Below are 26,933 nucleotides of genomic sequence, written 5' to 3'. Positions count from 1 at the left end.
CGGCCTCACCACCGCCGCCGTTCACCGATCACCGCCGCCGTTGACCGATTCCGGACGGCCGATTCATGGACAACGGCCCGATCCCCGGTTATGACGGCGGGAGAAACGTCAGGTCAGCGACGAGGTCCGGCGGCAGGCGAAGGCGCCGAGCGCCCGCCACGCCGCGTCGCGTCGCGCCGGGTCCGAGGGAGCACACGTGGGCGCGTATCAGGACACCTACCGCAGAAGCCTTGCCGACCCCGAGGGGTTCTGGCTGGAGGCGGCCGCGGCGATCGACTGGGAGAAGCCGCCGGCCCGGGCACTCGACGACAGCCGCCCGCCGTTCTACCGCTGGTTCCCCGACGCCACGCTCAACACCTGCCACAACGCGCTCGACCGGCACGTCGCCGCGGGCAACGGGGAGCGAGCCGCGCTCATCCACGACTCGGCGTACACCGGGGTGAAGGCCACCTTCAGCTACGCCGAGCTGCGGGACGAGGTGGCGAGGTTCGCCGGTGTGCTCCGCGGCCTCGGCGTCGGCACCGGCGACCGCGTCGTGATCTACATGCCGATGATCCCGCAGGCCGTGATCGCGATGCTCGCCTGCGCGCGGATCGGCGCGGTGCACTCGGTGGTGTTCGGCGGCTTCGCGCCCAGGGAGCTCGCCGTACGGATCGACGACGCCAAGCCCAAGGTGCTGCTGTGCGCCTCCTGCGGCATCGAGCCGACCCGGATCGTCGAGTACAAGCCGATCGTGGACGAGGCGCTCGCCATCGCCTCCCACCAGGTCGAGCGCGTCGTGGTGTTCCAGCGCGAGCAGGCCCGCGCCGCGATGGGCGAGCGCGACGTCGACTGGGAGGAGGCGCTGCGGGACGCCGCCCCGGCCGAGTGCGTGCCGGTCGCCGCCACCGACCCGCTGTACATCCTCTACACCTCCGGCACCACCGGCAGGCCGAAGGGCGTGGTGCGGGACAACGGCGGCCACGCGGTCGCGCTCGCCTGGTCGATGCGCAACATCTACGACATCGGCCCCGGCGACGTGTGGTGGACCGCCTCCGACGTCGGCTGGGTGGTCGGCCACTCCTACATCGTGTACGGCCCGCTGCTCATCGGCGCCACCACCGTGCTGTACGAGGGCAAGCCGGTCGGCACCCCGGACGCGGGCGCGTTCTGGCGGGTGATCTCCGAGCACCGGGCCAAGGCCCTGTTCACCGCCCCGACCGCGCTGCGCGCGATCAAGCGCGCCGACCCCGAGGCGAAGCTGCTCGCCGGGTACGACCTGTCGTGCTTCACGGCCCTGTTCCTCGCCGGCGAGCGGCTCGACCCGGAGACCTACCACTGGGCGAGCGACGTGCTCGGCGTGCCGGTGGTCGACCACTGGTGGCAGACCGAGACCGGCTGGCCCATCGCGGCCAACCTGCGCGGCCTCGAGCCGATGCCGATCAAGCCCGGCTCGCCGACCGTGCCCGTGCCCGGCTACGACGTGCGGGTGCTCGACGAGGAGGGCAACGAGGTGCCGCCCGGCACGGAGGGCGCGATCTGCATCCGGCTGCCGCTGCCGCCCGGCACGCTCCCCACGCTCTGGGGCGACGACGACCGCTACGTGGGCGGCTACCTCTCCCGCTACGACGGCTACTACCTCACCGGCGACGGCGGCTACATCGACGAGGACGGCTACCTCTTCGTCATGGGCCGCACCGACGACGTGATCAACGTCGCCGGCCACCGCCTCTCCACCGGCGCGATGGAGGCGGTGCTCGCCGCCCACCCCGCGGTCGCCGAGTGCGCGGTCATCGGCGTACACGATTCTCTTAAGGGCCAGGTGCCGCGCGGCCTCGTGGTGCTCAAGGCGGGCGCCGACGTCGACGAGGACCGGCTGCGCGAGGAACTGGTGGCCGCGGTCCGCGCCGAGATCGGCCCGGTCGCCTCGTTCAAGCACGTCGACGTCGTCCCGGCGCTGCCCAAGACCCGATCGGGCAAGATCCTGCGCAAGTCGATGCGCGCCATCGCCGACGGACGCGACGAGCCCGTCCCGTCCACCATCGAGGACCCCGCCGTCCTGGAGAACCTCCGCCCGATCCTGCGCCCGGCGGAGTGACCCCGCCGGGGCATCGGACTCCTCACCCGGAACGGTCCGCGCGGGTACGGCGGGCCGTTCCGGGCTCCGGCCGGGCGGATCGCCCGGCCGCCGCCTCCTCGCGGGGTGACCGTGGCGGGCGCGGTCAGGCGTCCGCCGCGGAGGGCCGTGCCGCGAGGTCGTCCTCCGCCGGGCGGGCGGTGCGGGACCGGGCCAGGGCGACCAGCGCGAGCACCGCCGCGGCCGTGACGGGCAGCATCGCGGCCCGCAGCCCGGCGGGGGCGTAGCCGTACCCGGCCCAGACGGTGGTGACCAGGGCCGGGGCGACGGCGAAGCCGAGCTGCCGGGCGAGGCTCTGGGCGGCCCCGGCCGTGCCGAGCAGGTCTCCGGCGGCACGGGTCATCACCAGGGTGACCGCGGGGCCGTTGGTGAGGCCGACCCCGCACCCGGCGATGCCGAGCCGCCAGAGCACCTCGGCCGGAGACCATGTCGCGTCGAGCGGGACCAGCAGGGCGAGACCGGCGGCGAGGACGAGCGCGCCGAGCCGGGCCGTGCCGGCCGCGCTCCACCGGTCCACCAGCAGCCCCGCGAGCAGCCCGGCCGGGACCATGCCCGCGGGAAAGGCCAGCAGGGTCATCCCGGCAGCCGAAGGGCCGAGCCCCGCCACCCGCTGCAGGTGGAACGAGACCGTGAACTCGACGGCGGCGGCCGCCATCGAGATCAGCATCACGGTGACCAGCGGCCCCGCCACCCCCGGGGCGCGGATCAGCGCGCGGGTGCCGCGGCTTCCCTCCATCCTCGCCCACACGATCAGCGGCGGCACGGCGGCGAGGGCGAGGAGGAGCCAGGCCGGGTGCCGCCCGGCCGCGAGGGACAGCGCCAGCATGCCGGCGACGAGGGCCGCGCCCAGCACGACGGCCTCGGCGAGCAGCGTACGCCCGGGTGGCACGAGCGGCCGGTCCGGGGACAGCCCGGCCCATCCGATGAGGATGACGGCGAGACAGACCGGCAGGTTGAGGTAGAAGATCCACGGCCAGCCGAGCCCGTCGACGATCAGCCCGCCCAGGACGGGGCCGCTCACCGCGCCGAGCGGGCCGAGCGAGGTGATCACGCCCACCGCCCGGCCACGTGCCTCGGGCCGCACCACCCGGGTCGCGATCATCGGGCCGAGGGCGAACAGGATTCCGGCGAACGTTCCCTGTACGGCCCGGGCCGCCACCAGCCACCCGATCCCGGGGGCGAGCCCGGCCGCGAGGCTGCTCAGCCCGAACCCGGCGGTCGCGAACACGTGCGCACCGCGCAGGCCGACCCCGTCGAGCCACCGTCCCGCCGGCAGGCTGACCGCGATCAGCGGCAGGAGGTAGCCCAGCACGACCCACTCGGTGACGGTGGTCGTGACCCCGTACCCGCGCTCGATCGCGGGCAGTGCGATCGCGACGGCGGTGGCGTCGAGCGTGGCCATGAACACCACCAGCCCGAGTCCGACGACGACGCTCCAGCGGTTCCTCTCGGGCACGACATCTCCCGACCAAGCCGAAACTTCACAGCGTGTGCAGTTCGATAAGCTACACACAGGGTGAAGTTCCGGCAAGTTGGAACTACACGCACTGTGTAGTTCATGGGGGTGTCGTGGCATCCATCGGCGCACCGCAGAACGCCCGCAGCCGCCGTACCGTGGCCGCGCTGCTCCAGGCGGCCCGGGAGCTGATCGACGAGGGCGGTGTCGAGGCGCTGACGATGGCCGCGGTGGCCGAGCGCGCCGGTGTCAGCCGGCGAGCCGTCTACCTGCACTTCCCGTCCCGCGCGAGCCTCATCAACGGCCTGGTGGAGGACCTGAAGGGCGCCGGCGGCCTCGACGTGGTGCTGCGCCCGGTCTGGGAGGCCCCCGACGCCCTCACCATGCTCGACGAGTGGGCCCGCTGCATGGTCTCGATACTGCCCCGCATCATGCCGATCGTCCGGGCCATCCAGCGCGTGAGCCGTACCGACCCCGACGCCGCCCAGCACTGGGAGGAGGCGACGCGCGCCCGTCACGCCGCCTGCCGCCGCATCGCGGAGCGCCTCCACGACGAGGGGCGCCTGGCGCCCCCCTGGACGGTCGACACCGCCGCCGACATGATGCTCGCCCTCACCTCCTTCGAGGTCATCGAGACCCTGCTCGACCAGTGCCGCTGGCCCGTCGACCGCCTCGCCAGGCACCTCGCCGCGGTCTTCTGCGGCACCTTCGTCGCCCCGGCCCCTGTGGCTGATCAGCCCGACCATGACGCGGGCCGGTCCGGTTCGCCGTCTGCCTGAGGCGCGCCCGCCCGGGACGGCGGCTTTCTCGGTCATGTCGGTCGCTGCGAGACGACGTGCACGTCGGCGGTACCGCGTCGGGGACGCGGATCGGACCATCCTCATCGACGCCGTGGCCGGAGAATGCGGTGCGGAACCCGTGCCAGAAATCTCGTGATCAGCTCGACGACGAGCCCGGGCGGTCTCCGGACGCCCCGCCGCCGTCTCCGGATGGCGACCAGCACCGTGTCATCCGCCCCGGGGTTGCACAGGACGCGGACCGGCAGCCCGGCGAGGCACAGCACATCCCCTTCCCCGAAGCGAAGCACGGACTCGTCCGAACAGAGCACGTCGACGTGCCCTCGCCCGACCACGACGATCGCGTCCCGCCACTCCGACTCGTCGTAGCGCCGGTGCCCGTGCGGTCCGATGGTGACGATCCGCCGCCGAAACGAGGCCGGCAGCCCAGCGCCCAGGAAATGCGGTGGGAGAGAGCCGTCATCCATCGCGATCATCTCCACCCGTCACGGCCGCTCGCGTCTGGCATTCACCCACCGCGCCTGTCATCCGTGATGACCGCCGATCGCGACGGAACTCACCGCCCGTCGACCCGGCGATCCGCGGGCGAGACGAGGACACGGGTTCAGGAACGGCCGGGGAATGTCTCCAGTTGGCGGATGATCGGGGAGATGAGGTCGTTCAGCTCTCGTACCAGCACGATCACGGCGCGCCGGGCCGTACCCTCGACGTCCTCGTCGGGCCCGTCCGGTGCGGCGGGCAGGTCGTCCAAGGGGACCGGGGCGTCGATGCGGAGCGTGGTCCGCAGGTAGGGGACCTTCGCCACGTCCTGGTCGGTCGGGTCGACGAACTGCCCGAAGATCTCCGGCCAGTCCTGCCATCCGCGGTCCCGCCACCAGTCCCGTGACCACGTGAGCGCGGCCGGCCGCGGCGAGACCAGGTGGGCTTGGACGGTGAGCGTGCCGTCCCAGCCGTTGCGTACGCAGATCGCGTCGAGCACCCGCCGGTGCCACCGTACGAAGCCGGGGGACAGCGACGGTGTCGTGGCGAGCCGCCAGGCGGTGCAGGCGAAGGCGACCGGTGCGATGTCGCCCCACGCTCCGGCGAACTCGTCGATGTTGGCTCGGACGTGTGCGTCGTACCGGCTCGTTCCGTCGGGTGCGTGCTCCCGGTCGTACTCGTGGTCGATCCAGAAGGCTTGGTGCTCGCTCACATCGTCCTCCCGACGGCCGGACCGGATCGGTACGGCACGGCGTACCGACCCGGCCGTTCCATTCAACCGAATTGGCCCGCCCGAGCCGGTGAAAAAGGGCAACGCCGAAAGCGAACAGCACCTGCCGCGCATCACCGCCCGCGTCAGTCCGGCGGCGCGTCCGGACCATGCGTCGCCCTGCCCATAACGAGCCGGTGAGCCGCCCGCGCTCCGCTCAGAGAGGCCCCCGTCCACCCGTGGTAAGCACTCGGAAGCCCTGGTGGCATTGATCGGGGTCGAGACCGCTCTCTCCGATCACCTACGCCTCCGGGTGATCGTCCTGAGCAACGGGCAGGCCGCGCGTGATCAGGAAGGCCGGTGGGCACCTTCCGCATTCCTTGTGTGCCTCCGTATTCCTTAGGGTGGACGAGGCGACCGATCTCGTCCCTCGTGAAGGTGATGGCCCGTTCCGGTTGACAACCGACAGCGTGGCCCACTGGCCCCAAAATTGGTCATTTGTGCGTTATGTCGTCATGCTGACCTGAGACATCCGGCGGTCGCCAAATGTATTCGGCAATCGGCTTGGGTTCGGTGGCTCTCGTTGCCATGATGAGGGCGAGCGCTGCAGGGGAAATCTGACTTTTGTTGGGCTGGATGGGAAGGCGCAAGCGGGCGATGGCGGGTCAAAGCAGGACAACGTGGGCACGTCGGGTCGCACCCGTGGTCGTTGTCCTGCTGCTTGCCGCGTGCTCAGCCGACGGTCCCACGGTCGACGAGGCGGGTAGGGCGCTCAAGAGCCATATCCTGGCGCTGCTGAAGGAACGAAACGCGCAGGACGTCACGATCACCGACCCGGGCGGAAAGAACATCTCGTGCGGGGAAGATGCGGCACGGCAGACTTTCGCGGCCACCGGCCGTGATCTCGCGAATCACACCGACCCAGAGGCCCTCAACACGCTGATGCTCGGTTCGCTCAAGGCCGTCGCCCCCTACGAGTTGATCTCGGCGGACGCGCAAGGACAGCCGATACGGGTGGTCAACAAGACCACGAAGACCATTCTCATATTCGAATCCCCAGGGTACGGCCTGTACGTCGTACGTGGGGAGACCGAGTGCCTGCCGACGTCGTGAACGTCGGGGCCGTGATCAGGGTTTCCGGTCGCCGAGACTTCTCGCTCTTAACTGCGCGACCTGCTTCTGGCCGTCGAACCGGCTGGCGGCGTTGTTGGCGATCTCGCCGAGCGCCAGCTTGTCCGTGCCGCCCAGGCCGTTCGCGATGAACCAGCGGTCGAGGGCCTGGAGGCCGGGCTCGCCGGATTTCGCGATGTCGGCGAAGGGGCGGAGGTTGCCCTGGTCGTCGGCGATGGCCACGCCGGGTGGGCAGGCGGCCTGGTAGGCGCCGGGGGAGACCTGGGGGCGGAAGCCGGCCTGGAGCAGGGCCGTGGCCACGGCGTGTCTGCGGCCGAGCGTTTCCAATCGGTCGGTCGCCATGAGGTGGTCCGTGCCCTTCGGCGGGTCGGGCTTGTAGGTGTCGTAGACCGACCAGCCCGTGCTCAGCGCGGTCCACAGTGCCTGGCCGGTGATGCCGCCGGGGATCGCGAGGCCGACGACGCCGAACAGTGCGCCGCCGCCGACGCTCACGGCGTCCGCGCCTGCGGCCCTCCGCTCGTCCAGCGGGCCGCGTACGGCCTCGGCGGCGGCGAGCTCGAAGCCGCGGACGTTGCCGAGGACGGCGAAGACGGCGCTGAGCTGCGTGGGATCGCCGGTACGGCGGAGCAGCGGGACGTTGTGGTCGACGAGGCGGCGGGCGAGGTTGCCCAGGCCGGCCTCGAAGGGGGCGAGGTCGGTGTCGGTGGCGGCGAAGGTCGTGAGGAAGCGGTAGGTGTCCGCGGGGCTGAGCCGGAAGGCGGGGGAGAGGCCGGGGATGCGGGAGGCGACGGGGCCGAACGCGCTGGGCTGGAGCTGGTTGTCGTCGCCCAGATCGGCGCCCTCGGCGATCTCGCTCGCGTACGCGCCCGCGATCTCGGCGAGGTGGACGCGCATGGCGGGCGGGACCTTCCACTCGTCGGCCCTGGTGATGACGGTGAACGCGAACCGTGCGGCGGGCTCGCTGTGCCGGCCGTCGGCCTCGTCGTAGGCGCCGGAGGCGGCCGCGAGCACGCGGCCGAACGCGTCGGCCGCTTCTGCGTCCCGGCCCACCCGGGTGGTGAGCCACCGCAGGTAGGTGGCGAGGTCGGGGCGGGAGTCGGATCGGCTCGTTCCGAACGGGGTGAGGGGCAGGGCGGGAAACAGGGCGATCTCCCTGGTGGGGAGTGCGAGCGCCAGCCGGGCCGCGGCCGGATCCTTGGCGAGGGCGTTCAGGTAGGGGGTGAGCGTGGCGGCGGGGTCGCGCGAGCCGTACGCCAGCACCTGGGTGAACGCGACCTTGGCGAGCCATTCGGTGGGGAACCGGCCCGCGGACAGCAGGTCGCCGATCGCCTGGCGTTCCTCGTGGTCGTCGCGGCGCCGCCGTACCGCCTCGTCCACCGCCCGGAATCCGGGCGAGGTCGCCGCACCGGCCACCGCCGAGCCGAACGCGATGCTGACCGTCTCGATCGCCTTCGCCTCGTCGCCGGACGGCAGGCCGAGCCGGAGCCGCCGCGGGAGCTCCACGGTACGGCGCGGGCCGAGGGCGCCGAAGAACGCCGCCGCGAAGTCCGGGTCGAGCGCGTGTTCCCGCAGCTCGGCCACGATCCGCCGCAGCTCCTCATCCAGGCCGGGGGCGAAGCCGAGCGGCGGGTCCGGGTCGATGCGGTTGTACCGCTCGGCGAGTGCGCGGCCGAGCCGTTGCGCCTCGGCGGCGGGGAGGATGCGTTTCTCGTCGTAGGCCACGAGGCCGGTGAGCACGGGTGCCCATCCGGGCCACTTGGCCGTCTCCCGCGCCAGCCGCGCGCGTCGCCGCAGATCCGGCAGCTGTTCGTCGATCCACCGGGCGAGCTCCGCGATCCGGTTGAGCTGGGGTGGAAAGATCCCGACCGCGGCGAGCTCGCGCCGGATCGCCTCGAGGTTCTCGCCGATCACGCCGCGTCCGCGGTCCAGCTCGGCGATGAACCGCTCCATCTGCTCCGGGTCGAGCCCGGAGAAGTCCGGTGACAGCGGCCCGGTCCCCGGAGGAACGGGCGAGCCCATGCGATCCACCCCCTCCGGCGGCGGTCGGCGATCGGGCCATCACCTTAACCCGCCGACCGTACGTTCCCGCCCCGTTGCGCCCAGAAGGAATGGCAAGGGCGGAAATGTCGGACGGGAGGGCGGGCGACGCACGGCCGCCGGTCGCCGCCACGCGACGACCGACGACGGGCGGATGAACCGGGTCAGCAGAGGCTCGCGCCGTCGAAGGTGCGCGGGCCGCGTGGGACCTTGCTGCTGATCGTTCCTCCGGGACGGACCGTGTGGCAGGACCCGTCAGCGCCGTGCGCCCATACGATCTTCAGGCGCAGCGTGCGGCTGCAGTCGTTCCGTGCGTAGCCGGTCTTGGTGACATTGCCGATCCGCTGCCAGACCACCACGCAGCTCGGGGCGTTCCCCTGCGGTGCCGCGGCAACGGCAGCCGCCGCGGGCGCGGCGCTCGCCGGTGCCCCGGTGACGAGGGCCGCACCCGCCAGGCAGGCCGCAGCGGCGAGGGCCGGGATGCCGATCCTCGAGGTGTTCCTCACGTAGTCGCGCTCCTCTCTTCTGCCGCTGGAACCGGGAGGTGGTCCGGTTCGCCGGTCGCGATGACGGAACGTTACCTCTTCATTACCGATCGTGCAATAATCGGGGCGGTGGGTGACAGGTCGGCGTGCCGCGGCCGTGGGGTGGTACGCATCGCCTGCGCCCGCCGCGAGGTCGGCCGAGGGGTGGTGGTACGTCTATGCGGACGGAGGCGTGGGGCGGGGCCCCGGCGAACCGGACGGTGCCCCCGTCGGTGCCTCGGGCTGCGGGCTCGCGTCACCCGTGCCGGCTGCCGCGGCCGTGCCGTCCGTGGCAGGCGCGCCTGCGGCGTCGCCGCCGGGGTTCGCGGCCTCCGCCGTACCGGAGGGCTTCGCGCCGGGCGGCTCCGGCGGCTGCGCGGCCTTGCCGACGTCGGCGTTGCGGGCGATGGTGGCGGCGGCGCGCCGTACCGCGCCCACCGGCACGGTCGGCACGAGCCGGTCGAGGAACGCGTACCGGCGGGCCAGCAGGTCGTTGTACGCCCGTCCCCGGCCGGCCGCGGCGCGCACCTCGTGCCACCAGTCCGCGATGTCGCCCCAGCCGGGCGCGGCGAGCGAGCCGCCGAACTCCTGCACCGCGAGCGCCGCGCACAGCTCGGCGAACGCGAGCCGGTCGGTGAGCGGCCAGCCGCACAGGGTGCCGAGCACGATGCCCGCGCCGAACACGTCACCGGCCCCGGTCGGGTCGAGCGCGGTCACCCGGGGCGCGGGCACGTACGCCTCCTCGCCGGTGCTCGAGTCGATGGCCATCGCGCCGTTCGGCCCGTCGGTGACCACGGCGAGCGGCACCCGGTCGGCGAGCGCGTACAGCGCGTCGCGCGGGCTGTCGGTGCCGGTGTACGCCATCGCCTCGACCGCGTTCGGCATGAACGCGTGGCAGTAGGCGAGCTGGTCGAGCAGCGTGGGCGACCAGGTGCCGGAGGGGTCCCAGCCCACGTCGGCGAAGATCAGCGCGCCCTGGCGGCGGGCGAGCTCGGCCCACCCGCACGAGCCGTCCGGGCCGGGCGCGCCGAGCGGCTCCTCCAGCGACAGCGCCACGATCACGGCGCGGGAGCGCGGGGGCGTGCCGATCATTTCCGAGGTCGGCATCGGCGGCGGGTGCCCGTGCGTCACCATGCACCGGTCGCGGTCCACGGCCATCGAGACCGTCACCGGCGAATGCCAGTGCTCGAACCGCCGCGACCGCGACAGGTCCACGTGCTCCTGCTCGGCGAGCGTGCGCCAGCAGAAGTCGCCGTAGTCGTCGTCACCGAACGCGGCCGCGAGCGAGGTGCGCAGCCCGAGCCGGCTCGTCGCGATGGCGAGGTTCGCGATGCCGCCCGGGCACGAGCCCATGCCCTCGGCCCACACCTCGGTCCCGGCCGCGGGCATGTGGGGCAGCCCGGTGAACACGATGTCGAGGAAAACCGTGCCCGCGAGGAAGACGTCGAACTCCGGTGCGTCGGGGGTTCGCAGATCGGCGAGTGGGTCGTACGCCTGTGCATACACCGGCTTGGGTCCTCCTCGGCAGAGCGAGACGTGCGCAATCCTGCACGGTCTCCCGGCGCGATAGCAAGTCGATCGTGATCACGTTTGCTCTATGCTGCTCGTTTCTGCGCGGATATGAATGTAGGATGCGCACGTGCTCCAGCACCAACGGCATGCCGAGATCATGCGCCGGGTCCGCCAGGCCGGTGCGACCAGCGTCAGCGACCTGGCCCGGCAGCTCGGTGTGAGCCCGTCCACGATCCGCCGCGACCTGGAGGTGCTCGACCGCGACGGCACGCTGCGGCGGGTCCGCGGCGGGGCGCTCGCCGACGTGGACGCCGATCTGGCGCTGCCGTTCTCGGCGGTGGCGGGCGTCGACGAGAAGGACAAGGAGGCCGTGGCCGCGCGCGCCGCCGGGCTCGTGCGCGACGGCGACGTGGTCCTGCTCGACATCGGCACCACCACCATGCGCCTCGCCCGCCACCTGCGGGGCCGCCGGGTCACCGTGGTCACCTCCAGCCTCGCCGTGCTCGACGTGCTGCGCGGCGACGACACGGTGGAGCTGCTGCTGCTCGGCGGCATGGTCCGCCGCGCCTACCACTCGCTCGTCGGCGTGCTCACCGAGGAGGCGCTCCGCCAGGTGTGCGCCGACCGCGTCTTCCTCGGCGCGAGCGGGGTACGGCCGGACGGGCAGCTCGTCGACACCACGCTCGCCGAGGTGCCGGTGAAGCGCGCCATGATCAACGCGGCGCGGGAGACGGTCCTGCTCGTCGACCGGAACAAGTTCCCCGGCTCGGGCGCGCTGCGGGTGTGCGGGCCCGAGGAGATCGACGTGATCGTCACCAACGAGGGCGCGGACGAGGCGACCCTCGACGCCTGCCGCGCCGCCGGAGCCGAGGTCCTGTTCGCGTGACCGGTACGGCGGGCCACCAGGCGGGGCGGGCGGCATGAAGCTGACCGTGCTCGGCGGCGGCGGGTTCCGGGTCCCGCTCGTGTACGGCGCGCTGCTGCGCGACACCGGCGAGCCGCGCATCGACGAGGTGGCCCTGTACGACGTGTCGGCCGAGCGGCTCGCCGCGATCGGGCACGTGCTCGCCGGGCTCGCCGCGGGCCACGATCACGCCCCGGCGGTGCACGCCACCACCGACCTCGACGCCGCCCTGCGCGACGCGGACTTCGTCTTCTCCGCGATCCGGGTGGGCGGCCTCGCGGCCCGCGCCGCCGACGAGCGCGTCGCCCTGGAGCACGGCGTGCTCGGCCAGGAGACGGTCGGTCCCGGCGGCATCGCGTTCGGCCTGCGGACCGTCCCGGTGGCGGTGCGGGTGGCCGAGCGGGTGGCCGCGCTCGCCCCCCGCGCCTGGGTGATCAACTTCACCAACCCGGCCGGGATGATCACCGAGGCGATGCGCGGCGTGCTCGGCGACCGCGTGGTCGGCATCTGCGACTCGCCGCTCGGCCTGGCCCGCCGCGCCGCCGCCGCGCTCGGCCTCGACCCGGCGCGCACGTTCCCGCACTACGCCGGGCTCAACCACCTGGGCTGGCTCACCGGTCTGGAGCACGGCGGCGAGGACGTGCTGCCCCGGCTGCTCGCCGACGACGAGGCGCTGCGCCGCATGGAGGAGGGCCGCCTGTTCGGCCCCGAGTGGCTGCGCACCCTCGGCGCGATCCCCAACGAGTACCTGTACTACTACTACTTCACCCGCGAGGCGATCGCGGGGATCACCGCGGCCGGCCGTACCCGGGGGGAGCTCCTCCTCGACCAGCAGGAACGCTTCTACGCGGCCGCGCTGGACCGGCCCGACCGGGCCCTGGCCGAGTGGCACCGGGTGCGCCGGGAGCGCGACGCCTCCTACATGGCCGAGGCCCGGGAGGCGACCGACGCTGGCGAGCGCGACCAGGCCGACCTGGAGGCGGGCGGGTACGAGGGCGTCGCGCTCGCGCTCATGGCCGCGCTCGCGCGCGGCGAGCCCGCCACCATGATCCTCAACGTCGGGAACGGCACGGCCGTACCGGGCCTGCCCGCCGACGCCGTGGTCGAGGTGCCGTGCGCCGTCGACGGCTCCGGCGTCCGCCCGCTCGCCACCCGGCCCCTGCCCGGCCGCTTCCTCGGCCTCCTCCAGCAGGTCAAGGAGGTCGAGCGCACCGTGATCGAGGCCGCGCTCACCGGCTCGCCGCGCCTCGCCGTGGCCGCGTTCGCGCTCCACCCCCTCGTCGACTCGGTCGGTACGGCTCGCGCCCTGCTCGACGCCTACCGCGCCCGCATCCCGGAGCTCGCCGCCGTGGTCTCGAGCGGGCGGTGACGCGCCGGCGCGGACCGGAAAACCCGTTGCCCCGGGCCGCCGCCGCGGGTAACGTCGGCGGCGACCTGTCGTCGTCGAGGGGAGCACCCGCGTGGAGAGCTGAGGTCCGGCACCGCGACCGCCGCGCGACGCATGCCGTCGACCGCGGCGTCGCCTGAGACCTCGGCATGGTTCTCTGCGCGCTTCCCCGGTTTCCCGTTTCCCGGGTGATCCCGGCATTCCGTCCGTGGCGCGTTCGCGGTGTCTCCGCCGTTCCCCGTCCGTCATCGCAGGAATGCCGAGGAGGCCCGCGCAGTGTCTTCGTCTTCTTCTTCGTTTGCCATTGTCTGCACGGAACTGTCGTTCTCCTGGCCGGACGGCACACCGGTGTTCGACCGGCTCGACGTCGCGTTCGGGCCGGGCCGTACCGGGCTGATCGGGGCGAACGGGTCGGGCAAGTCGACGCTGCTGCGGCTGATCGCCGGGGAGCTGCGGCCGGTGTCGGGTTCGGTGCACGTGGCGGGCGACGTCGGGTACCTGCCGCAGCGTCTGCCGCTCGACGTGGGCCGGACCGTCGCCGAGCTGCTCGGCATCGAGACGGTACGCCGGGCGCTGCGCGACCTGGAGCGCGGCGACCTGTCCGAGGCCGAGCTCGCCGAGCGGTACGCGGTGATCGGCGACGACTGGGACGTCGAGGAGCGGGCGCGCGCCGAGCTCGACCGGCTCGGGCTCGCGCACGTCGGGCTCGACCGCCCGCTGGGCACGCTCTCCGGCGGCGAGGCCGTCATGGTGGGGCTCGCCGCGCAGTTCCTGCGGCGGCCGCAGGTGCTGCTGCTCGACGAGCCCACCAACAACCTCGACCTCGACGCCCGGTTCCGGCTGTACGACGCGGTCGCGGCCTGGCGCGGCGTCATGGTCCTGGTGAGCCACGACCGCGCGCTGCTCGACCGGGTCGACCAGGTCGCCGACCTGTCCCGCGGCCGGATCCGGATGTTCGGCGGCAACCTGTCCGCCTACGAGGAGGCGCTCGCCGCCGAGCGGGAGGCCGCCGAGCGGGAGCTGCGCAACGCCGGGGCCGAGGTACGGCGGCAGCGGCGCGAGCTGGTCGAGGCCGAGACGAAGATCGCCCGGCGGTCGCGGTACGGCGCCAAGATGTACGCGAACAAGCGCGAGCCGAAGATCGTCATGAACGCGCGCAAGCGCGAGGCCCAGGTGAGCGCGGGCAGGCTGCGCGAGCTGCACCGGGACCGGCTCGAGGCCGCGCAGCGGCGGCTCGCCGCGGCCGAGGAGGCGGCCCGCGAGGATCCGAGGATCCGCGTCGAGCTGCCCCGCACCGAGGTCCCGGCCGGCCGTACCGTCGCGGTGCTGGAGGAGGTGACGACCCGGGCGGGCCATCCGCCGGTGAGCCTCACCATCCGCGGCCCGGAGCGGATCGCGCTGCTCGGCCCGAACGGGGTGGGGAAGACCACGCTGCTGCGCACGATCACGGGCGAGCTGGCCCCGGCCGACGGCACGGTGCGCGTCACCATCGACGGCGTGGGCTACCTGCCGCAGCGGCTCGACGTGCTCGACGAGACGCGCAGCGTGCTGGAGAACGTGCGCGCAGCCGCGCCCGGCGCGCCGGTGAACCGGATCCGCATGGAGCTCGCCCGCTTCCTGTTCCGCGGGGCCCGGGCCGAGCTGCCCGCGTCGGCCCTGTCCGGCGGGGAACGCCTGCGCGCGGTGCTCGCCACGCTCCTGCTCGCCGAGCCGCCGCCGCGGCTGCTGCTGCTCGACGAGCCCACCAACAACCTCGACATGCCCGCGGTGGACCGGCTGGTCGAGGCGCTCGCCGCGTACCGTGGCGCGCTGGTCGTCGCCTCCCACGACCTGCCGTTCCTCGCCTCGATCGGCGTCACCCGCTGGCTGCGCCTCACGCGGGAGGACGGCCTTGTGGAAATCGATCCGCCGGACCCATGGTGACACCGCCGGAGGGCGAATTCGCCCGGGAAATCCGGTCCGGATGTGATTCCGGTGGCGTTTCGAAGCGCATCGATACGAGGGAGCAAAAATGCCGTCTGCAAAGAATTCATAGAACGCGCAGGGAGTCCGGGCCCGAGGCGGAGGCCAGGGCGGATACGACCGGTCGCCGTCATCGGCCCGGCTCGTCTGCGCGGCGGCAAGGATGCGCAACGGCTAAATTGCCGCACCCTGTAACCATATAGCGGGGCGAATATTGACATAATTCGACGTGCCGTAAACGCTGATGGAGTGCAGCACTCGCGATTCACCCCCATCGCGTTGGCATGCGTGTGCGCCCTGGCGGCGTGCACCCCGGGAAACGGGTCGGGCGACGGTACGGCGGGCGGATCCGGCGGCCGGGCCACGCCCGCCACCGCGTCGCCCGTGGCGACGCCGTCCGCGACCCCCAGCCCGACCTGGCTGTCGCCGGACCGCTACCGCGCGGAACTCGAGGCGGCGCTGAAGCCGGTGCGGTCGAGCCTCGCGAGCCTGCTCAAGGCGCGCTCGGTCGACACGCTCGACCGCAGGCTCGGGCGTACGGAGGAGGCGGTCACGGAGGCGGTACGGAGGCTGCGGGACCTCGACCCGCCGCCGGAGGCGGCGCTGGCGCACGTGGAGTACGTCCGGCACCTCGCCGACCTCGACCTCCGGCTCCTCCGGCTGCGGCCCGACGTCGCCGACCACTCCCTGTGCACGCCGTCGGCCCTGCTCACCCGCGTCGGCAAAGGCACGATCGACAACCTGAGGGTCGCCGCCCGTAATCTGAAGATCCTCGACTACGACGCCCCGGCGATCGACGTCAAGGTGCCCAAACGGCGGAACCGCCGCCTGGCGAACGGCACCTTCATCCGCAACGGGGGCCGCGGCGGCCGGGGCCACCTGCGCATCCGCAACGGCCTGAAGCGGGACGCGGTCGTCACCCTGACCCAGGGCAAGACCAAGGTGCTCAGCGTCTACGTCCGCAAGCGCAGCTCCTACCAGATCAACAACATCCGGGACGGCAGGTACCGGGTCTACTTCACCACGGGGACGGACTGGGACCGGTCGGCGCGCACCTTCACGCGCAACTGCACCTTCGAGCGTTTCGAGCGAACGCTGCGCTTCCGCACCGTCTACAGCGGCTACACGATCCGCTGGCGGAACTGGTCGCTCACCCTCCACCCCGTGCCCGGCGGCAACGCCCGTACCCGGACGGTACGGCCCCGCGACTACCCCCGCTGACCGCCCGCGATCCGCGGCTCGGCCGACCGGTGCTCCGGCCGAGCCGGCGTGATCGGCGGTTCGGGCGGGTCAGCTCGAGAAGAGCAGGCCCATGAGCCCGCGGTGCCGGTGCCCGTGGTAGCCGTAGTGGTGGCCACCCCAGGACGGCCCGTGGGCCGGCGGCGGAGGCGGCGGGGCGTACTGCTGCATGTACTGGCTCTCCAGCCGGGTCAGCGTCTCCAGCTCGCCGTAGTCGAGGAAGATGCCACGGCAGCTCTCACACTGGTCGATGGTCACGCCGCTGCGGTTGAAGGTCCGCATGAGGCCGTGACACTTCGGGCATTGCATCGCGCTGGTCTCCTTTGTCGGCCGAAACCAGTGATCACTCTACGTCGTCGGGGCGCCGGTCATCCGGACGATCCGCGCACAACAGGCGACGAAGGCCTCCTCCGCCTCGTCGAGCGGACGGCCCTCCTCCTGCGCCCGGAGCACGCCGCGGGCGGCCAGCTGGACCGTCAACGCGCGGGCCGGCACGTCCAGTTCCCGCCACGGATCCGCCTGCGAGACCGCGGTGCCGCCGCCCTCGAGGTAGGCGGTGAGGAAGCGGTGCCACACCTCCGGGTGGAGCAGCCCGGCCGCGTAGTAGGCGGCGGGCCGGGCCAGGTCCCAGGCCGGGTCGCCGACGCCGAGGTCGTCGACGTCGATGAGGCGCCACCGCCCGCCGTGCCACACGAGCTGGCCGAGGTGCCAGTCGCCGTGGGTGAGCGCCCGCCGTGCCGTACCGTCCGGGCCGGTCGTGCCGCACAGCCCGCCCGCGGGCAGCCCCGCGTGGGCGGCGCGCACCACGGCCCCGGCCGCCCCGCCGGCGGCGCGCTCCAGCCGTGCCATGGTCCGGGCGAGCCGCAGCGGCCCGCCCGCCGGGGGCAGGTGACCGTCCACCGGTACGGCGTGCAGCCGGGCGAGCAGCCGCCCGGCGTCCTCCCAGGGCGCCGCCGCCAGATCGGACGGATCGACCGGCCGGCCCGCGGGCCAGAGCGTGACCAGCCGCCCGGCCACCCGTTCGGGGATGGGGCGCAGCGGCGGGAGCATGACGTCGCCGAGCCGCGCCGCCGTGGCCAGCCGTACGCCGAGGTCGCCGGGGTCGGCGTCCGGCTCGTGCGCCTTGGCCACCACGTCGCCCGACCGCACCACGACGACCCGGTCCTCCTTGAGCACCGTCACCGGTCCGGGTCCGGCCAGCTCGGCGAGGGCGCGGACGAGCGGGGAGTACGCGTCGGGCACCCCCACACTGTAGTGCGGGGCGACCTGACCCGCCGTGCCGTACCGTGGCACGGTCCGGCGGCGGCACCGCCGGGGTCCGTAGGGTGGCCTCATGAGGATCGGCTTTGGCGTACCGGTGTCGGGCTCGTGGGCGACGCCCGAGAACATGATCACGATCGCGCGGCGGGCCGAGGAGCTCGGCTACCACTCGCTGTGGACCTTCCAGCGGCTGCTGTTCCCGGCCGAGCACGCGATGCCGCCGGTCTACCGCAGCGTGCAGGACCCGATCGTCACCCTCGCCTACCTGGCGGGCGTGACGAGCCGGATCCGGCTCGGCGTCGCCGTGCTCAACCTGCCGTTCTTCTCGCCCGCGCTGCTCGCCAAGCAGCTCGCCACGCTGCAGCACGTCAGCGGGGGACGAATCGACGCGGGCGTGGGGCTCGGCTGGCTGCCGGAGGAGTTCGCCGCCTCGGGCGTGCCGCTCGAGCGGCGCGGCGCCCGCGCCGAGGAGTACCTGACCGTGCTCCGCACCCTGTGGTCCGAGGGGATCGCGGCGCACGAGGGCGAGTTCTACCGCCTGCCGCCCGCCCACCTCGACCCCAAGCCCGTCCCGCCGCCCCCGATCATCCTCGGCGGTACGGCGGAGCCCGCGCTGCGCCGTGCCGGGCGGCTGGCCGACGGCTGGGTGAGCTCCAGCCGGGTCGACCTCACCACGATCGGCGAGCAGATCGCGATCGTGAAGGAGGCGGCCCGCGAGGCCGGGCGCGACCCCGAGTCGCTGCGGTTCATCGTGCGCGGCGTCACCCGGCCGGGCCGGTCGGGCGAGCCCGGCCGCAAGCCGCTCACCGGCTCCTGGGAGGAGATCCGCGCCGACGTGGCCGCGCTCGCCGAGCAGGGCGTGACCGAGGTCTTCCACGACCTCAACTTCAACCCCGAGATCGGCTCGCCGGACGCGGACGCGGTCGCGGCGATGCGCCTCGCCGAGGAGGCCCTGGAGGCGCTGCGCCCGGACCTGTGAGCGTTCCGGACCGCGTCAGGACATGACGAGCACGGCGACGCCGTTGACCCGGTCGGCGGCGAGGTCGGCGAGCGCCCGGTCGGCCTCCTCGAACGGGTAGGCGACGGTCTCCACGTGCAGCGGGTGGCGGGCGGCGAACTCGAGGAACCCCCGCCCGTCCGCCCGCGTGTTCGCGGTCACGCTGCGCACCTGCCGCTCCTGGAACAGGTGCCGCTGGTAGTCGAGCCGGGGCACGTCGGTCAGGTGGATTCCCGCGATCGCCAGCGTGCCGCCCCGGTCGAGCGCCTCCAGGCACACCGGCACGAGGTCGCCGACGGGCGCGAACAGGATCGCCGAGTCGAGCGGCTCGGGCGGCGAGTCGTACGCGCCGGCGGCCGAGGCCGCGCCCAGCTCCAGGGCGAGCCGCTGGGCCTCCTTCGACCGGGTGAGCACGTGCACGGTCGCGCCCTGCGCGATCGCCACCTGCGCGGTGAGGTGCGCCGAGGCGCCGAACCCGTAGATGCCGAGCCGCCCGCCCTCCGGCAGCTCGGCCCGCAGCAGCGCCCGGTACCCGATGATGCCCGCGCACAGCAGCGGCGCGAGCGTGCGCGGGTCCTGGTCCTCCGGCAGCGGGTACACGTAGTCGGCGGGCGCGACGAGGTACCGCGCGTAGCCGCCGTCCGCGTCCCACCCGGTGTACGTCGACGCCGGGCAGAGGTTCTCCGCGCCCCGCCGGCAGTATCGGCAGGTGCCGCAGGTGGTGCGCAGCCACGCCACCCCGACCCGGGCGCCCACCTCGGGCCCGCCGTTCACGCCCGGACCGTGGGCGATGACCCGGCCCACCGCCTCGTGCCCGGGCACGGTCCGCGGCCGCCGCGGCGGCAGGTCGCCCTCGGCGAGGTGCAGGTCGGTGCGGCACACCGCGCACACCTCGACCTCGACGAGCACCTCGCCCGGCCCCGGGCTCGGCACCGGCAGCCGCACCAGGCGCAACGGGCCGTCCTCGATCGGCCCCGGACGCTCGACCACCCACGCGTCCATCTCGTCGGGAACCACGCTCATGCCTCCGACGATAGGCGCCCGCCACGCGCGCAGGGCAAGGGCCAAGGTCCCGGTGCGCGCCGCCGTAAGTAAGGTCGTAGCCGTACCGGCGTACGGCGGAGCTGGAAGGGAGCGGCGGATGGCGGCGTTGTCGGCGGCGGTGGTCGGGCCCGGCGGGGTGGGCGGTCTGCTCGGCGGGCTGCTCGTGCGGGCCGGGGCGCGGGTGGAGTTCGTCGCCGGGGAGCGTACGGCCGAGGCGTTGCGGGCCGGCGGGCTCAGCGTGCGCAGCGTCAAGTACGGCGACTTCACCGTGCCCGTAGCGGCGACGACCGAGCTGTCCGGGCCGGTGGACGTCTGCTTCGTGACGACCAAGGCGACCTCGCTGGAGGCCGCGCTGGAGCGGGTGCCGCCCGGCGCGCTCGGCGACGGCCTGGTGGTGCCGCTGCTCAACGGGTTCGAGCACATGGCGGTGCTGCGCCGCCGCTACCCGGCCGAGCAGGTGGTGGCGGGCGTGGTGCGGGTCGAGTCGGCGCGCACGGCGCCGGGGCGGATCGAGCACACCAGCCCGTTCCTCACCTTCGAGCTCGGCTCCGCCACCGCCCCGGAGGAACGGGTGGCGGAGCTCGCGGCGCGGCTGCGCGAGGCCGGTCTCGAGGTCACGGTGCGCGACGACGAGACCGTGATGCTGTGGGACAAGCTGACGTTCCTCGCGGCGTTCGCGCTGCTCACCACCTGTCACATGGCCCCGGCCGGGGTGGTCCGCACCGAGCACCGCGACGAGCTGGTCGCCGTGCTGCGCGAGATCACCGCGGTCGCGGCGGCCGAGGGCGCCGTCTTCGACCCCGGCGGGATCCTGGCGTTCTTCGACGGGCTGCCGCCGCAGATGAAGTCGTCGATGCAGCGGGACGCCGAGGCGGGGCGGCCCACCGAGCTGGACGCGCTCGGCGGCGCCGTGCTGCGCGCCGCGGAACGGCACGGCGTGGCGGCCCCGGCCGTGGCCCGTCTCGTCGCCGAGCTCGCCGCCCGGGAACCGGCGCAGAACGGGTAAAACGCCCGATTTGTCCCCCTGGTGAAACGGGTGAAGACTGAGAGGTGACGGAAGGGGGGCCGTCATGATCGAGGTCAAGAGCGTCGAGAAGCCCGACGAGCGCCGGGACTTCCCACGGGGGCACATCGAGATCACGCGGCTGACCGGGCTGACGTTCGCCGTGTTCACCCTGGAGCCGGGGTAGCGCTGGTCGGAGTCGGTCGGTCCGGTGGCGGGCACCGACACCTGCCAGGTGCGGCACACCGTCTACACGGTGCGGGGCCGGATCCGGGTCCGCATGGAGGACGGCACCGAGAGCGAGATCGGCGCCGGTGACATCGCCGTCATCCCGCCCGGGCACGACGCCTGGGTCGTCGGTGACGAGCCGTACATCGCCTACGACTTCTCGAGCGAGATGGAGAACTACGCGCAGGGCGCCCGCTGACGCGGGCCGCCGCCGGTCTCGCCCGCCCCGGCGGGCGGGGCCGGTCCGCGTGGGCTAGCCGATGAGCTCGGGCAGCCGGGTGATGTGGGCCGCGAGGTAGACGGCGAGCTCGTGCGGCACGAGCGGGATCGCGGTGATCTCCTCGGGGCGCAGCGGGACCCGCACCAGCTCGCGGATGCCGTGGTCGGGGTCGGCGAACTCCGGGCCGCAGCGCAGCGCGGGGTCGAGCGTGAGCAGGCGGCAGCCGTACACGTGGTGGGTCTTCAGCCCTTCGGGGTGTGCGCAGGTGAGCGTGGTGAGCGGGGTCACCGAGCCGACCGTCGCGCCGAGCTCCTCCAGAACCTCGCGGTGCAGGGTGTGCTCCAGCGTGGCGTCCTCCGGCTCGACGTGGCCGCCCGGCACGCTCCAGTACAGCGGCCGGTTCGGTACCGTCCGCCGGAACAACAACAGCCGGTCCCCGTCGAGGACGAGCGCCCGGACGCTGGGGCGGAGCGCCATGCCGCCCATTGTCCCCGCCGGCCGGATCCCGCCGTCACGGGGGTGGCACAAACCGGTCAGTCGTGGACGTCCCGGCGCAGCCGCTTGACCGCGGAACGGTGGCGCTTGGCGGCGAGGCGGCGCTCGACGGCCTCGCGCGACGGCTTCGTGGGGCGGCGGCGCTTGGGCGGCGGCGCGATCGCCTCGCGCAGCAGCCGGGCGAGGCGGTCCGCGGCGGCGTCCCGGTTGCGCAGCTGGGAGCGGTGCTCGGCGGCGACGACCGTGAGCACGCCGCGGGTGAGCCGGGGCGCGAGCCGCCGCAGGGCGCGCGCCTTCAGCTCCGGGCTCAGCGCCGTGGTGGCGGCCACGTCGAAGCTGAGCTCCACGCGGCTGTCGGTGGTGTTGACGCCCTGGCCGCCCGGGCCGGAGGCACGCGAGAACCGCCATCCCAGCTCGCGCTCGGGGATGACGATCGACGTGGTGACCGTGATGGGGCCGGGCATCTGCGGGTGGTTCCTCCTGATCTGTCGCTTCCAGCGTAGCCGGGAGGGCAAACGGTTATCGGACGTACGGCCGGGCGTCGCCGGGCGTTCGACCCGCGGCAGGGTACGCGGGAACCGGCCGGCGCGCGCCTCGCGCCGCGGCGGCAGTGTTCATCGGGGCGTGACGCGCAGGTCACGAGGGCAACGGGCGGCGGTCAGCTCGCTCGCCTGCACTGAAGCCATGCAGCCGCATCCGTCACGCAGAACGTTCCTCGCCGGGGCCGTCGCCGCGGCGGGCGGGCTCCTGCCGTACGGGGCGATCCCGCCGGGCCACGGCACGGTGGCCCTCTGGCGCGAATCCCGGATCGCCGACCCGTTCACGCTCGGCGTCGCCTCCGGGGACCCCACGCCCGACGGCATCGTGCTGTGGACCCGGCTCGCGCCCCGGCCGCTCGACGAGAGCGGCCGCGGCGGCATGCCGGACCGCCCGGTGGAGGTGGCCTGGCAGCTCGCCGCCGACGAGCGGTTCCGGTCGATCGTGCGGTCGGGCACGGCCGTGGCGCGGCCGGAGTACGCGCACAGCGTGCACGTCGAGCTCGACGGGCTGGAGCCGGGGCGGGAGTACTTCTACCGGTTCCGCGCCGCGGGCGAGATCTCCCCGGCCGGCCGTACCCGGACCGCGCCCGCGCCCGGCACGCTCGGCGCGCTCACCTTCGCCACCGCCTCGTGCGCGCACTACGAGCACGGGTACTACACCGCCTACCGGCGGCTCGCCCAGGAGGAGCCGGACCTGGTGGTGCACCTCGGCGACTACCTGTACGAGTACGCGCCCGGCGGCTACACCGGCATGAGCGGCCTGGTACGGCGGCACGCCGGGGACAAGTGCCGCACGCTCGCCGACTACCGCGTCCGGCACGCCCAGTACAAGACCGACCCGGACCTGCAGGCGGCGCACGCGGCCGCGCCCTGGCTGGTGGTGTTCGACGACCACGAGGTGGAGAACAACTGGGCCGGTCCGGTCTCCAGCACCGGCGCGCGGGACTTCGCCGCACGGCGGCGGGCGGGCATGCGCGCCTACTACGAGAACCTGCCGCTGCGCCGCTCCTCCGTGCCGCGCGGCGACCGCATGCGGCTGCACCGCCGGGTCGCGTGGGGGTCGCTGGCGGCCTTCCACCTGCTCGACACCCGGCAGTTCCGGGACGACCAGGCGTGCCTGGACGGCCTGCGGGCCGGCTGCGACGAGGCGCTCGACGCCGGGCGCACCCTGCTCGGCGCAGGCCAGCGCGACTGGCTGCTCGCCGGTCTGCGCCGCTCGCGGGCCCGCTGGAACCTCATCGGCCAGCAGGTCATCATGGCCCGGCACGACGTCGGGCTCGGCCCGGGCCGCGAGCTCAACATGGACTCCTGGGACGGCTACCCGGCCGAGCGCGCCCGGCTGCTCGAGGGCATCCACGCCTCCGGCGCGTCGAACCCGGTCGTGCTCACCGGCGACGCGCACATCCACCACGCCGCCGACCTGCGCCTCGACTTCGACGACCCGGACTCGCCACGGGTCGCGGTCGAGCTCGTCACCTCCTCGATCTCCAGCGACGGGGACGGCTACCGCGACCACGTCCGCATGGCCGCGCTCCGCGTGGAGAACCCGCACATCGCGTACGTGGACCAGCGCCGCGGCTACATCGTGTGCCGGGTCGGCCCGGACGAGCTGCGCGCCGAGTTCCGCACCCTCGACTACGTCAGCCGCCGCGGCGCCCCGGCCCGCACCTCCGCCGCCTTCACCGTGCCCTCCGGGCAGAGCGTGCTCGCCTGAGCGCCCGCCCCGGCCCGTCAGGGGGCGAGCCGGTGGCCGGGCAGGGCCGCCTCCGGCCCGCGGGCGACCACGGTGGAGGTACGGCGCACGCCGGGGTACGGCCCCGGCCGGGCCGTGCCCCGGAAGAGCTCGACGCGCCCGGCGAGCGGGGCCGCGACGACGAGGTCACCCGCCTTGCCGCCGGTGAACGCCCCGACCGCGACCGCCGCGCCGAAGCCGCCGAGGCGCGGCCCGGTGATGAGCAGGTCGTGGTCGCGGGTGAGGCCCCCGGACGGGGTGCCCGCGAGGACCTGCACCGCCCCCTCGCCGGGCACGCCGATGACCAGCTCGTCGTCGCCGTCGCCGTTGAGGTCGCCCGCGGCGAGCGCAGACCCGAACCGGTCGTGGTACCGGGCCCTGCCGGTGATCCCGGCGACCTCCTGCGTCCACAGCTCGTCGCGGGCCGCGGTCAGGCCGCGGCGCGAGCCGTACAGCACGTTCACCGCGCCGTCCCCGTAGTCCATGCCGCGCTGCAGCGGGGTGACGCCCTCCCCGGGCACGCCGATCGCGAGGTCGGCGCGGCCGTCCCCGTCGAAGTCGCCGGCCGCGAGCGCGGACCCGAAGCCGTCCCAGCGCTCGGCATTGCCGCGCACCCCCGGCGTGTTCTGGTCGAAGTGGGCCGCGCGCCGCGCCGTCGGGGAGATCACGGTGACGCCGCCCGCGCCGGACACCGGGTCGCCCTCGCCCGGGGCGCCGATCGCGAGCTCGGCGCGGCCGTCCCCGTCGAAGTCGCCGGTGGCGAGCGCCTCCCCGAACCGGTCGGTGGCGAGCGCCGGGCGCCGCACCCACCCGGTGCGCTTGGTGACGAGCAGGCCCCGGCCGCGCAGGTCGCGGCGGGACAGCCCGTAGATCGCGACCCCGCCGCCGCCCGTGAGCCCGGGCGCGCCCACGGCGAGCTCGTCGTCGCCGTCCCCGTCGAGGTCCCCGGCGGCGAGCGCGGCGCCGAACCGGTCGGTGCCCGGCCGCCTGCCCAGGCCGCGCACGTCGAGCGTGCGGGCCCCGGCCAGGCCGTCGCGCGAGCCGTACCGCACGTGGACCACGCCGTTGCCGTCGGCGTCCCGCCGTGGCCGGCCGTGGAACTCCTCCGACGCGCCCACCGCGAGGTCGGCGCACCCGTCGCCGTCGAAGTCGCCGAAGGCGAGCGCCGAGCCGAACGAGTCGCCGGTCTCGGGCTCGCCGGGCACCCCGTCCCCCTGGGCGAGCACGGCGGCCTCGACCAGGCCCTCCGGCGAGCCGAGGAACACCGTGACCGTCCCGGCCCGCGCCCGCCCGTCCACCGTGGCGTACGGCGCGGCGACGGCGAGGTCGGCGAAACCGTCGCCGTTCAGGTCGCCGGGGACCGCGCCGCGGCACCCGGGCGCCTCGGCGGTGCGGGCCGGGACGGGCGCGGCGACGGCGGGAGACGGGACGGCGGCGGTGAGGGCGGCGGCGAGGAGCGCGCGCGGGACGGCACGAGGCATGCTCATGCCCGGATCGTCCCCAGGAAAACGGACATACGGTCCACGGCGGGATGACATGCGCGCGTCATGAACCTGAACTCCCCGCCGCTGCGGCGCACATGTGCGCAAAAACGCGGTGATGTGCCGGATGCCACCGGTGTCGTACGGCGGACCGGCCGGGGTCCGTGCCAGGATTAGGAGGGTGGCGACGGTAGTGGAACCAGGATTCGACCTGGCGGATATCGCGTTCTGGAAGAAGCCGCTGGACGAGCGGAACGAGGCCTTCAAAAGGCTGCGGGCGATGGACCGCCCGGTCTACTTCTCCGAGCCGAAAATCCCCATGCTGCGTTCCGGCAAGGGGTTCTACGCGGTGGTACGGCACGCCGACGTGGTCGAGATCAGCCGTAACCCCAAGGTGTTCAGCAGCGAGCCCGCGGTGACCAGCCCGCCGCCGCCCGCGTGGGTGAAGACCGTGTTCGGGGACTCGATCGTCAACATGGACGACCCGCGGCACGCGCGGCTGCGCCGCATCGTCTCGCGCGCCTTCTCCCCGAAGATGCTCAACGACCTCACCGACGACATCCAGCGGGCGGCCACCCGGATCGTCGACGACGTGCTGCGGGAGGGCCCGCGCGACTTCGTCGAGCAGGTCGCCGCCCGGCTGCCCATCACCGTGATCTGCGACATGATGGGCATCCCGGAGGAGCTGCGCGAGAAGGTCCACCGGCACGTCGACGTCTCCACCGCCTACACCGGGGTCCGGTCCAGCCTCGGCCGCACGATCCGCATGGCGGCGAGCAACGTGCACGCGCTGTTCGAGCTGCAGCGCATGGTGATCAAGCTGGGCCACGAGCGCGTCCGCAACCCGCGCAACGACCTGATCTCCGCGCTGGTCAACGCCAACGTCGACGGCGAGAAACTCACCGACAAGGAGCTCGGCTCGTTCTTCGCCATGCTGCTGGTCGCGGGCAACGAGACCGCCCGCAACACCATGGCGCACGGCCTGCGGCTGCTCACGATCAACCCCGACCAGCGCGAGCTGCTGCTCAGCGACTTCGACCGCTACATCGGCGGCGCCATCGAGGAGATGGTCCGGTACGTGTCGCCGATCATCCAGTTCCGCCGCAACGTCACCCAGGAGACCGAGCTGCGCGGCGTGACCCTCAAGCCGGGCGACCAGGTCGCGCTCTTCTACGGCTCGGCGAACCGGGACGAGGAGGTCTTCGAGGACCCCGACCGGTTCGACATCACCCGGTCGCCCAACCCGCACGTCGGCTTCGGCGGCCCGGGCCCGCACTTCTGCCTCGGCGCCAACCTCGCCCGCAAGGAGATCACCATCATGTTCCGGGAGCTGTTCACCCGCATCCCGGACATCCGGACCGTGGGCGAGCCGGAGCTGCTGCTGTCGAACTTCGACAACGCCGTCAAGCGGCAGCCCTTCACCTTCGGCAAGGGCTGATCCCGCGGGCCGCGAGCCCGCAGGCGATCCCGCCGGCCGGGCCGCCGGCCGGCCCCGGACGGTCCCGGGGGCCGGTACGGGCGTGCCCGGCCGTGCCGTACCGGAATCCGGGGGAATTCCGCGCCGGGGCTTTTCCCCGCGATCACCTTACGCCGCTTTCCGGCCGTTCCCGGCGGCGCGGACCCGTGCGCCGGCGGCATCACGGTTCGCTTAGCGCCGCCTTATCGGCGATGTGTCACCTT

General features: G+C 73.8%; 24 protein-coding genes. 12 read left to right on the top strand and 12 right to left on the bottom strand.

Annotated elements, in window-relative coordinates:
- Nucleotides 1–196: 196 nt before the first annotated feature.
- Nucleotides 197–2,077, top strand: coding sequence for a propionyl-CoA synthetase (locus FHX40_RS12740; RefSeq protein ID WP_142259804.1), 1,881 nt, complete (start codon nt 197–199; stop codon nt 2,075–2,077).
- Nucleotides 2,078–2,201: 124 nt separating this feature from the next.
- Here FHX40_RS12740 and FHX40_RS12735 read toward each other — a convergent pair whose 3' ends face one another.
- Nucleotides 2,202–3,572: an MFS transporter gene (locus FHX40_RS12735; RefSeq protein ID WP_170198820.1), complete on the bottom strand. Its 1,371-nt coding sequence runs from the start codon at nt 3,570–3,572 to the stop codon at nt 2,202–2,204.
- 113 nt (nt 3,573–3,685) lie between these two features.
- Here FHX40_RS12735 and FHX40_RS12730 point away from each other — a divergent pair, with 113 nt between their 5' ends.
- Nucleotides 3,686–4,351 carry a TetR/AcrR family transcriptional regulator gene (locus FHX40_RS12730; RefSeq protein WP_170198819.1) on the top strand — a complete coding sequence of 222 codons (666 nt, stop codon included), beginning with the start codon at nt 3,686–3,688 and terminating at the stop codon, nt 4,349–4,351.
- A gap of 101 nt (nt 4,352–4,452) precedes the next feature.
- On the opposite strand, the gene FHX40_RS12725 is transcribed toward FHX40_RS12730, so the two are convergent.
- Both FHX40_RS12725 and FHX40_RS12720 read right to left on the bottom strand, forming a co-directional pair.
- Nucleotides 4,453–4,845: a hypothetical protein gene (locus FHX40_RS12725; protein WP_142259801.1), complete on the bottom strand. Its 393-nt coding sequence runs from the start codon at nt 4,843–4,845 to the stop codon at nt 4,453–4,455.
- A gap of 128 nt (nt 4,846–4,973) precedes the next feature.
- Entirely contained in the window at nt 4,974–5,561 is a 588-nt protein-coding gene (locus tag FHX40_RS12720; protein ID WP_142259800.1) for a hypothetical protein, read from the bottom strand.
- A gap of 699 nt (nt 5,562–6,260) precedes the next feature.
- Between FHX40_RS12720 and FHX40_RS12715 the strand changes: the two genes are divergently transcribed.
- Nucleotides 6,261–6,671 carry a hypothetical protein gene (locus tag FHX40_RS12715; RefSeq protein WP_142259799.1) on the top strand — a complete coding sequence of 137 codons (411 nt, stop codon included), beginning with the start codon at nt 6,261–6,263 and terminating at the stop codon, nt 6,669–6,671.
- A gap of 15 nt (nt 6,672–6,686) precedes the next feature.
- On the opposite strand, the gene FHX40_RS12710 is transcribed toward FHX40_RS12715, so the two are convergent.
- From FHX40_RS12710 to FHX40_RS12700, 3 genes are all read right to left on the bottom strand, one after another.
- Complete coding sequence (locus tag FHX40_RS12710) at nt 6,687–8,708, bottom strand: hypothetical protein (RefSeq protein ID WP_142259798.1); 2,022 nt, start codon at nt 8,706–8,708, stop codon at nt 6,687–6,689.
- Between the two features lie 182 nt (nt 8,709–8,890).
- A complete protein-coding gene (locus FHX40_RS12705; protein WP_170198818.1) occupies nt 8,891–9,232 on the bottom strand; it encodes a hypothetical protein in 342 nt (113 codons plus the stop codon).
- A gap of 195 nt (nt 9,233–9,427) precedes the next feature.
- Nucleotides 9,428–10,756, bottom strand: a complete 1,329-nt coding sequence (locus tag FHX40_RS12700) for a carbohydrate kinase family protein (RefSeq protein WP_229788269.1) — start codon at nt 10,754–10,756, stop codon at nt 9,428–9,430.
- Between the two features lie 133 nt (nt 10,757–10,889).
- On the opposite strand from FHX40_RS12700, the gene FHX40_RS12695 reads away from it, so the two are divergent.
- The 4 genes from FHX40_RS12695 to FHX40_RS12680 all read left to right on the top strand — a co-directional run bounded on the left by FHX40_RS12695 (nt 10,890) and on the right by FHX40_RS12680 (nt 16,236).
- On the top strand, nt 10,890–11,648 hold the full coding sequence (locus tag FHX40_RS12695; protein ID WP_142259796.1) for a DeoR/GlpR family DNA-binding transcription regulator: 759 nt from the start codon (nt 10,890–10,892) through the stop codon (nt 11,646–11,648).
- Between the two features lie 34 nt (nt 11,649–11,682).
- Nucleotides 11,683–13,035, top strand: a complete 1,353-nt coding sequence (locus FHX40_RS12690; RefSeq protein ID WP_142259795.1) for a 6-phospho-beta-glucosidase — start codon at nt 11,683–11,685, stop codon at nt 13,033–13,035.
- A 294-nt stretch (nt 13,036–13,329) separates the two neighbouring features.
- On the top strand, nt 13,330–14,976 hold the full coding sequence (locus FHX40_RS12685; RefSeq protein WP_142259794.1) for an ABC-F family ATP-binding cassette domain-containing protein: 1,647 nt from the start codon (nt 13,330–13,332) through the stop codon (nt 14,974–14,976).
- A 423-nt stretch (nt 14,977–15,399) separates the two neighbouring features.
- The gene (locus FHX40_RS12680) at nt 15,400–16,236 is read left to right on the top strand and encodes a hypothetical protein (protein ID WP_142259793.1); all 837 of its coding nucleotides are present in this window, start codon (nt 15,400–15,402) and stop codon (nt 16,234–16,236) included.
- 69 nt (nt 16,237–16,305) lie between these two features.
- Here the strand turns inward: FHX40_RS12680 and FHX40_RS12675 are convergent, their stop codons facing one another.
- Nucleotides 16,306–16,563 (bottom strand): TFIIB-type zinc ribbon-containing protein, encoded by a 258-nt coding sequence (locus tag FHX40_RS12675; RefSeq protein WP_142259792.1) that lies wholly within the window; start codon nt 16,561–16,563, stop codon nt 16,306–16,308.
- A 39-nt stretch (nt 16,564–16,602) separates the two neighbouring features.
- The gene (locus FHX40_RS12670) at nt 16,603–17,496 is read right to left on the bottom strand and encodes a phosphotransferase family protein (RefSeq protein WP_229788265.1); all 894 of its coding nucleotides are present in this window, start codon (nt 17,494–17,496) and stop codon (nt 16,603–16,605) included.
- Between the two features lie 91 nt (nt 17,497–17,587).
- On the opposite strand from FHX40_RS12670, the gene FHX40_RS12665 reads away from it, so the two are divergent.
- Nucleotides 17,588–18,493, top strand: a complete 906-nt coding sequence (locus tag FHX40_RS12665) for a TIGR03619 family F420-dependent LLM class oxidoreductase (protein ID WP_142259790.1) — start codon at nt 17,588–17,590, stop codon at nt 18,491–18,493.
- Between the two features lie 15 nt (nt 18,494–18,508).
- On the opposite strand, the gene FHX40_RS12660 is transcribed toward FHX40_RS12665, so the two are convergent.
- Nucleotides 18,509–19,534, bottom strand: a complete 1,026-nt coding sequence (locus tag FHX40_RS12660; RefSeq protein ID WP_373286852.1) for a zinc-binding alcohol dehydrogenase family protein — start codon at nt 19,532–19,534, stop codon at nt 18,509–18,511.
- 118 nt (nt 19,535–19,652) lie between these two features.
- Here FHX40_RS12660 and FHX40_RS12655 point away from each other — a divergent pair, with 118 nt between their 5' ends.
- A complete protein-coding gene (locus tag FHX40_RS12655) occupies nt 19,653–20,561 on the top strand; it encodes a ketopantoate reductase family protein (protein ID WP_142259789.1) in 909 nt (302 codons plus the stop codon).
- A gap of 208 nt (nt 20,562–20,769) precedes the next feature.
- Complete coding sequence (locus FHX40_RS25815) at nt 20,770–20,985, top strand: cupin domain-containing protein (RefSeq protein ID WP_229788264.1); 216 nt, start codon at nt 20,770–20,772, stop codon at nt 20,983–20,985.
- A gap of 54 nt (nt 20,986–21,039) precedes the next feature.
- Here the strand turns inward: FHX40_RS25815 and FHX40_RS12645 are convergent, their stop codons facing one another.
- Nucleotides 21,040–21,483 (bottom strand): NUDIX domain-containing protein, encoded by a 444-nt coding sequence (locus tag FHX40_RS12645; protein WP_170198817.1) that lies wholly within the window; start codon nt 21,481–21,483, stop codon nt 21,040–21,042.
- Between the two features lie 56 nt (nt 21,484–21,539).
- Nucleotides 21,540–21,965 (bottom strand): alternative ribosome rescue aminoacyl-tRNA hydrolase ArfB, encoded by a 426-nt coding sequence (gene arfB, locus FHX40_RS12640; protein ID WP_142259787.1) that lies wholly within the window; start codon nt 21,963–21,965, stop codon nt 21,540–21,542.
- Between the two features lie 220 nt (nt 21,966–22,185).
- Between arfB and FHX40_RS12635 the strand changes: the two genes are divergently transcribed.
- Complete coding sequence (locus tag FHX40_RS12635) at nt 22,186–23,754, top strand: alkaline phosphatase D family protein (RefSeq protein WP_142259786.1); 1,569 nt, start codon at nt 22,186–22,188, stop codon at nt 23,752–23,754.
- Nucleotides 23,755–23,771: 17 nt separating this feature from the next.
- On the opposite strand, the gene FHX40_RS12630 is transcribed toward FHX40_RS12635, so the two are convergent.
- Complete coding sequence (locus tag FHX40_RS12630; RefSeq protein ID WP_142259785.1) at nt 23,772–25,259, bottom strand: FG-GAP and VCBS repeat-containing protein; 1,488 nt, start codon at nt 25,257–25,259, stop codon at nt 23,772–23,774.
- A gap of 175 nt (nt 25,260–25,434) precedes the next feature.
- Between FHX40_RS12630 and FHX40_RS12625 the strand changes: the two genes are divergently transcribed.
- Nucleotides 25,435–26,691, top strand: coding sequence for a cytochrome P450 (locus FHX40_RS12625; RefSeq protein ID WP_229788260.1), 1,257 nt, complete (start codon nt 25,435–25,437; stop codon nt 26,689–26,691).
- Nucleotides 26,692–26,933: the final 242 nt, after the last annotated feature.

Source organism: Thermopolyspora flexuosa, assembly GCF_006716785.1.
Lineage (GTDB): Bacteria > Actinomycetota > Actinomycetes > Streptosporangiales > Streptosporangiaceae > Thermopolyspora > Thermopolyspora flexuosa.
This window is presented reverse-complemented; position numbering and strand designations above follow the sequence as displayed.

What these genes read in the sequence shown, in the direction of transcription:
- FHX40_RS12725 (WP_142259801.1), bottom strand. Translation starts at nt 4,845, where the DNA reads ATGATCGCGATGGATGACGGCTCTCTCCCACCGCATTTCCTGGGCGCT.
- FHX40_RS12635 (WP_142259786.1), top strand. Translation starts at nt 22,186, where the DNA reads ATGCAGCCGCATCCGTCACGCAGAACGTTCCTCGCCGGGGCCGTCGCC.
- FHX40_RS12665 (WP_142259790.1), top strand. Translation starts at nt 17,588, where the DNA reads ATGAGGATCGGCTTTGGCGTACCGGTGTCGGGCTCGTGGGCGACGCCC.
- FHX40_RS12660 (WP_373286852.1), bottom strand. Translation starts at nt 19,534, where the DNA reads ATGAGCGTGGTTCCCGACGAGATGGACGCGTGGGTGGTCGAGCGTCCG.
- FHX40_RS12645 (WP_170198817.1), bottom strand. Translation starts at nt 21,483, where the DNA reads ATGGCGCTCCGCCCCAGCGTCCGGGCGCTCGTCCTCGACGGGGACCGG.
- FHX40_RS12655 (WP_142259789.1), top strand. Translation starts at nt 19,653, where the DNA reads ATGGCGGCGTTGTCGGCGGCGGTGGTCGGGCCCGGCGGGGTGGGCGGT.
- FHX40_RS12690 (WP_142259795.1), top strand. Translation starts at nt 11,683, where the DNA reads ATGAAGCTGACCGTGCTCGGCGGCGGCGGGTTCCGGGTCCCGCTCGTG.
- FHX40_RS12675 (WP_142259792.1), bottom strand. Translation starts at nt 16,563, where the DNA reads ATGCAATGCCCGAAGTGTCACGGCCTCATGCGGACCTTCAACCGCAGC.
- FHX40_RS12630 (WP_142259785.1), bottom strand. Translation starts at nt 25,259, where the DNA reads ATGAGCATGCCTCGTGCCGTCCCGCGCGCGCTCCTCGCCGCCGCCCTC.
- arfB (WP_142259787.1), bottom strand. Translation starts at nt 21,965, where the DNA reads ATGCCCGGCCCCATCACGGTCACCACGTCGATCGTCATCCCCGAGCGC.
- FHX40_RS12710 (WP_142259798.1), bottom strand. Translation starts at nt 8,708, where the DNA reads ATGGGCTCGCCCGTTCCTCCGGGGACCGGGCCGCTGTCACCGGACTTC.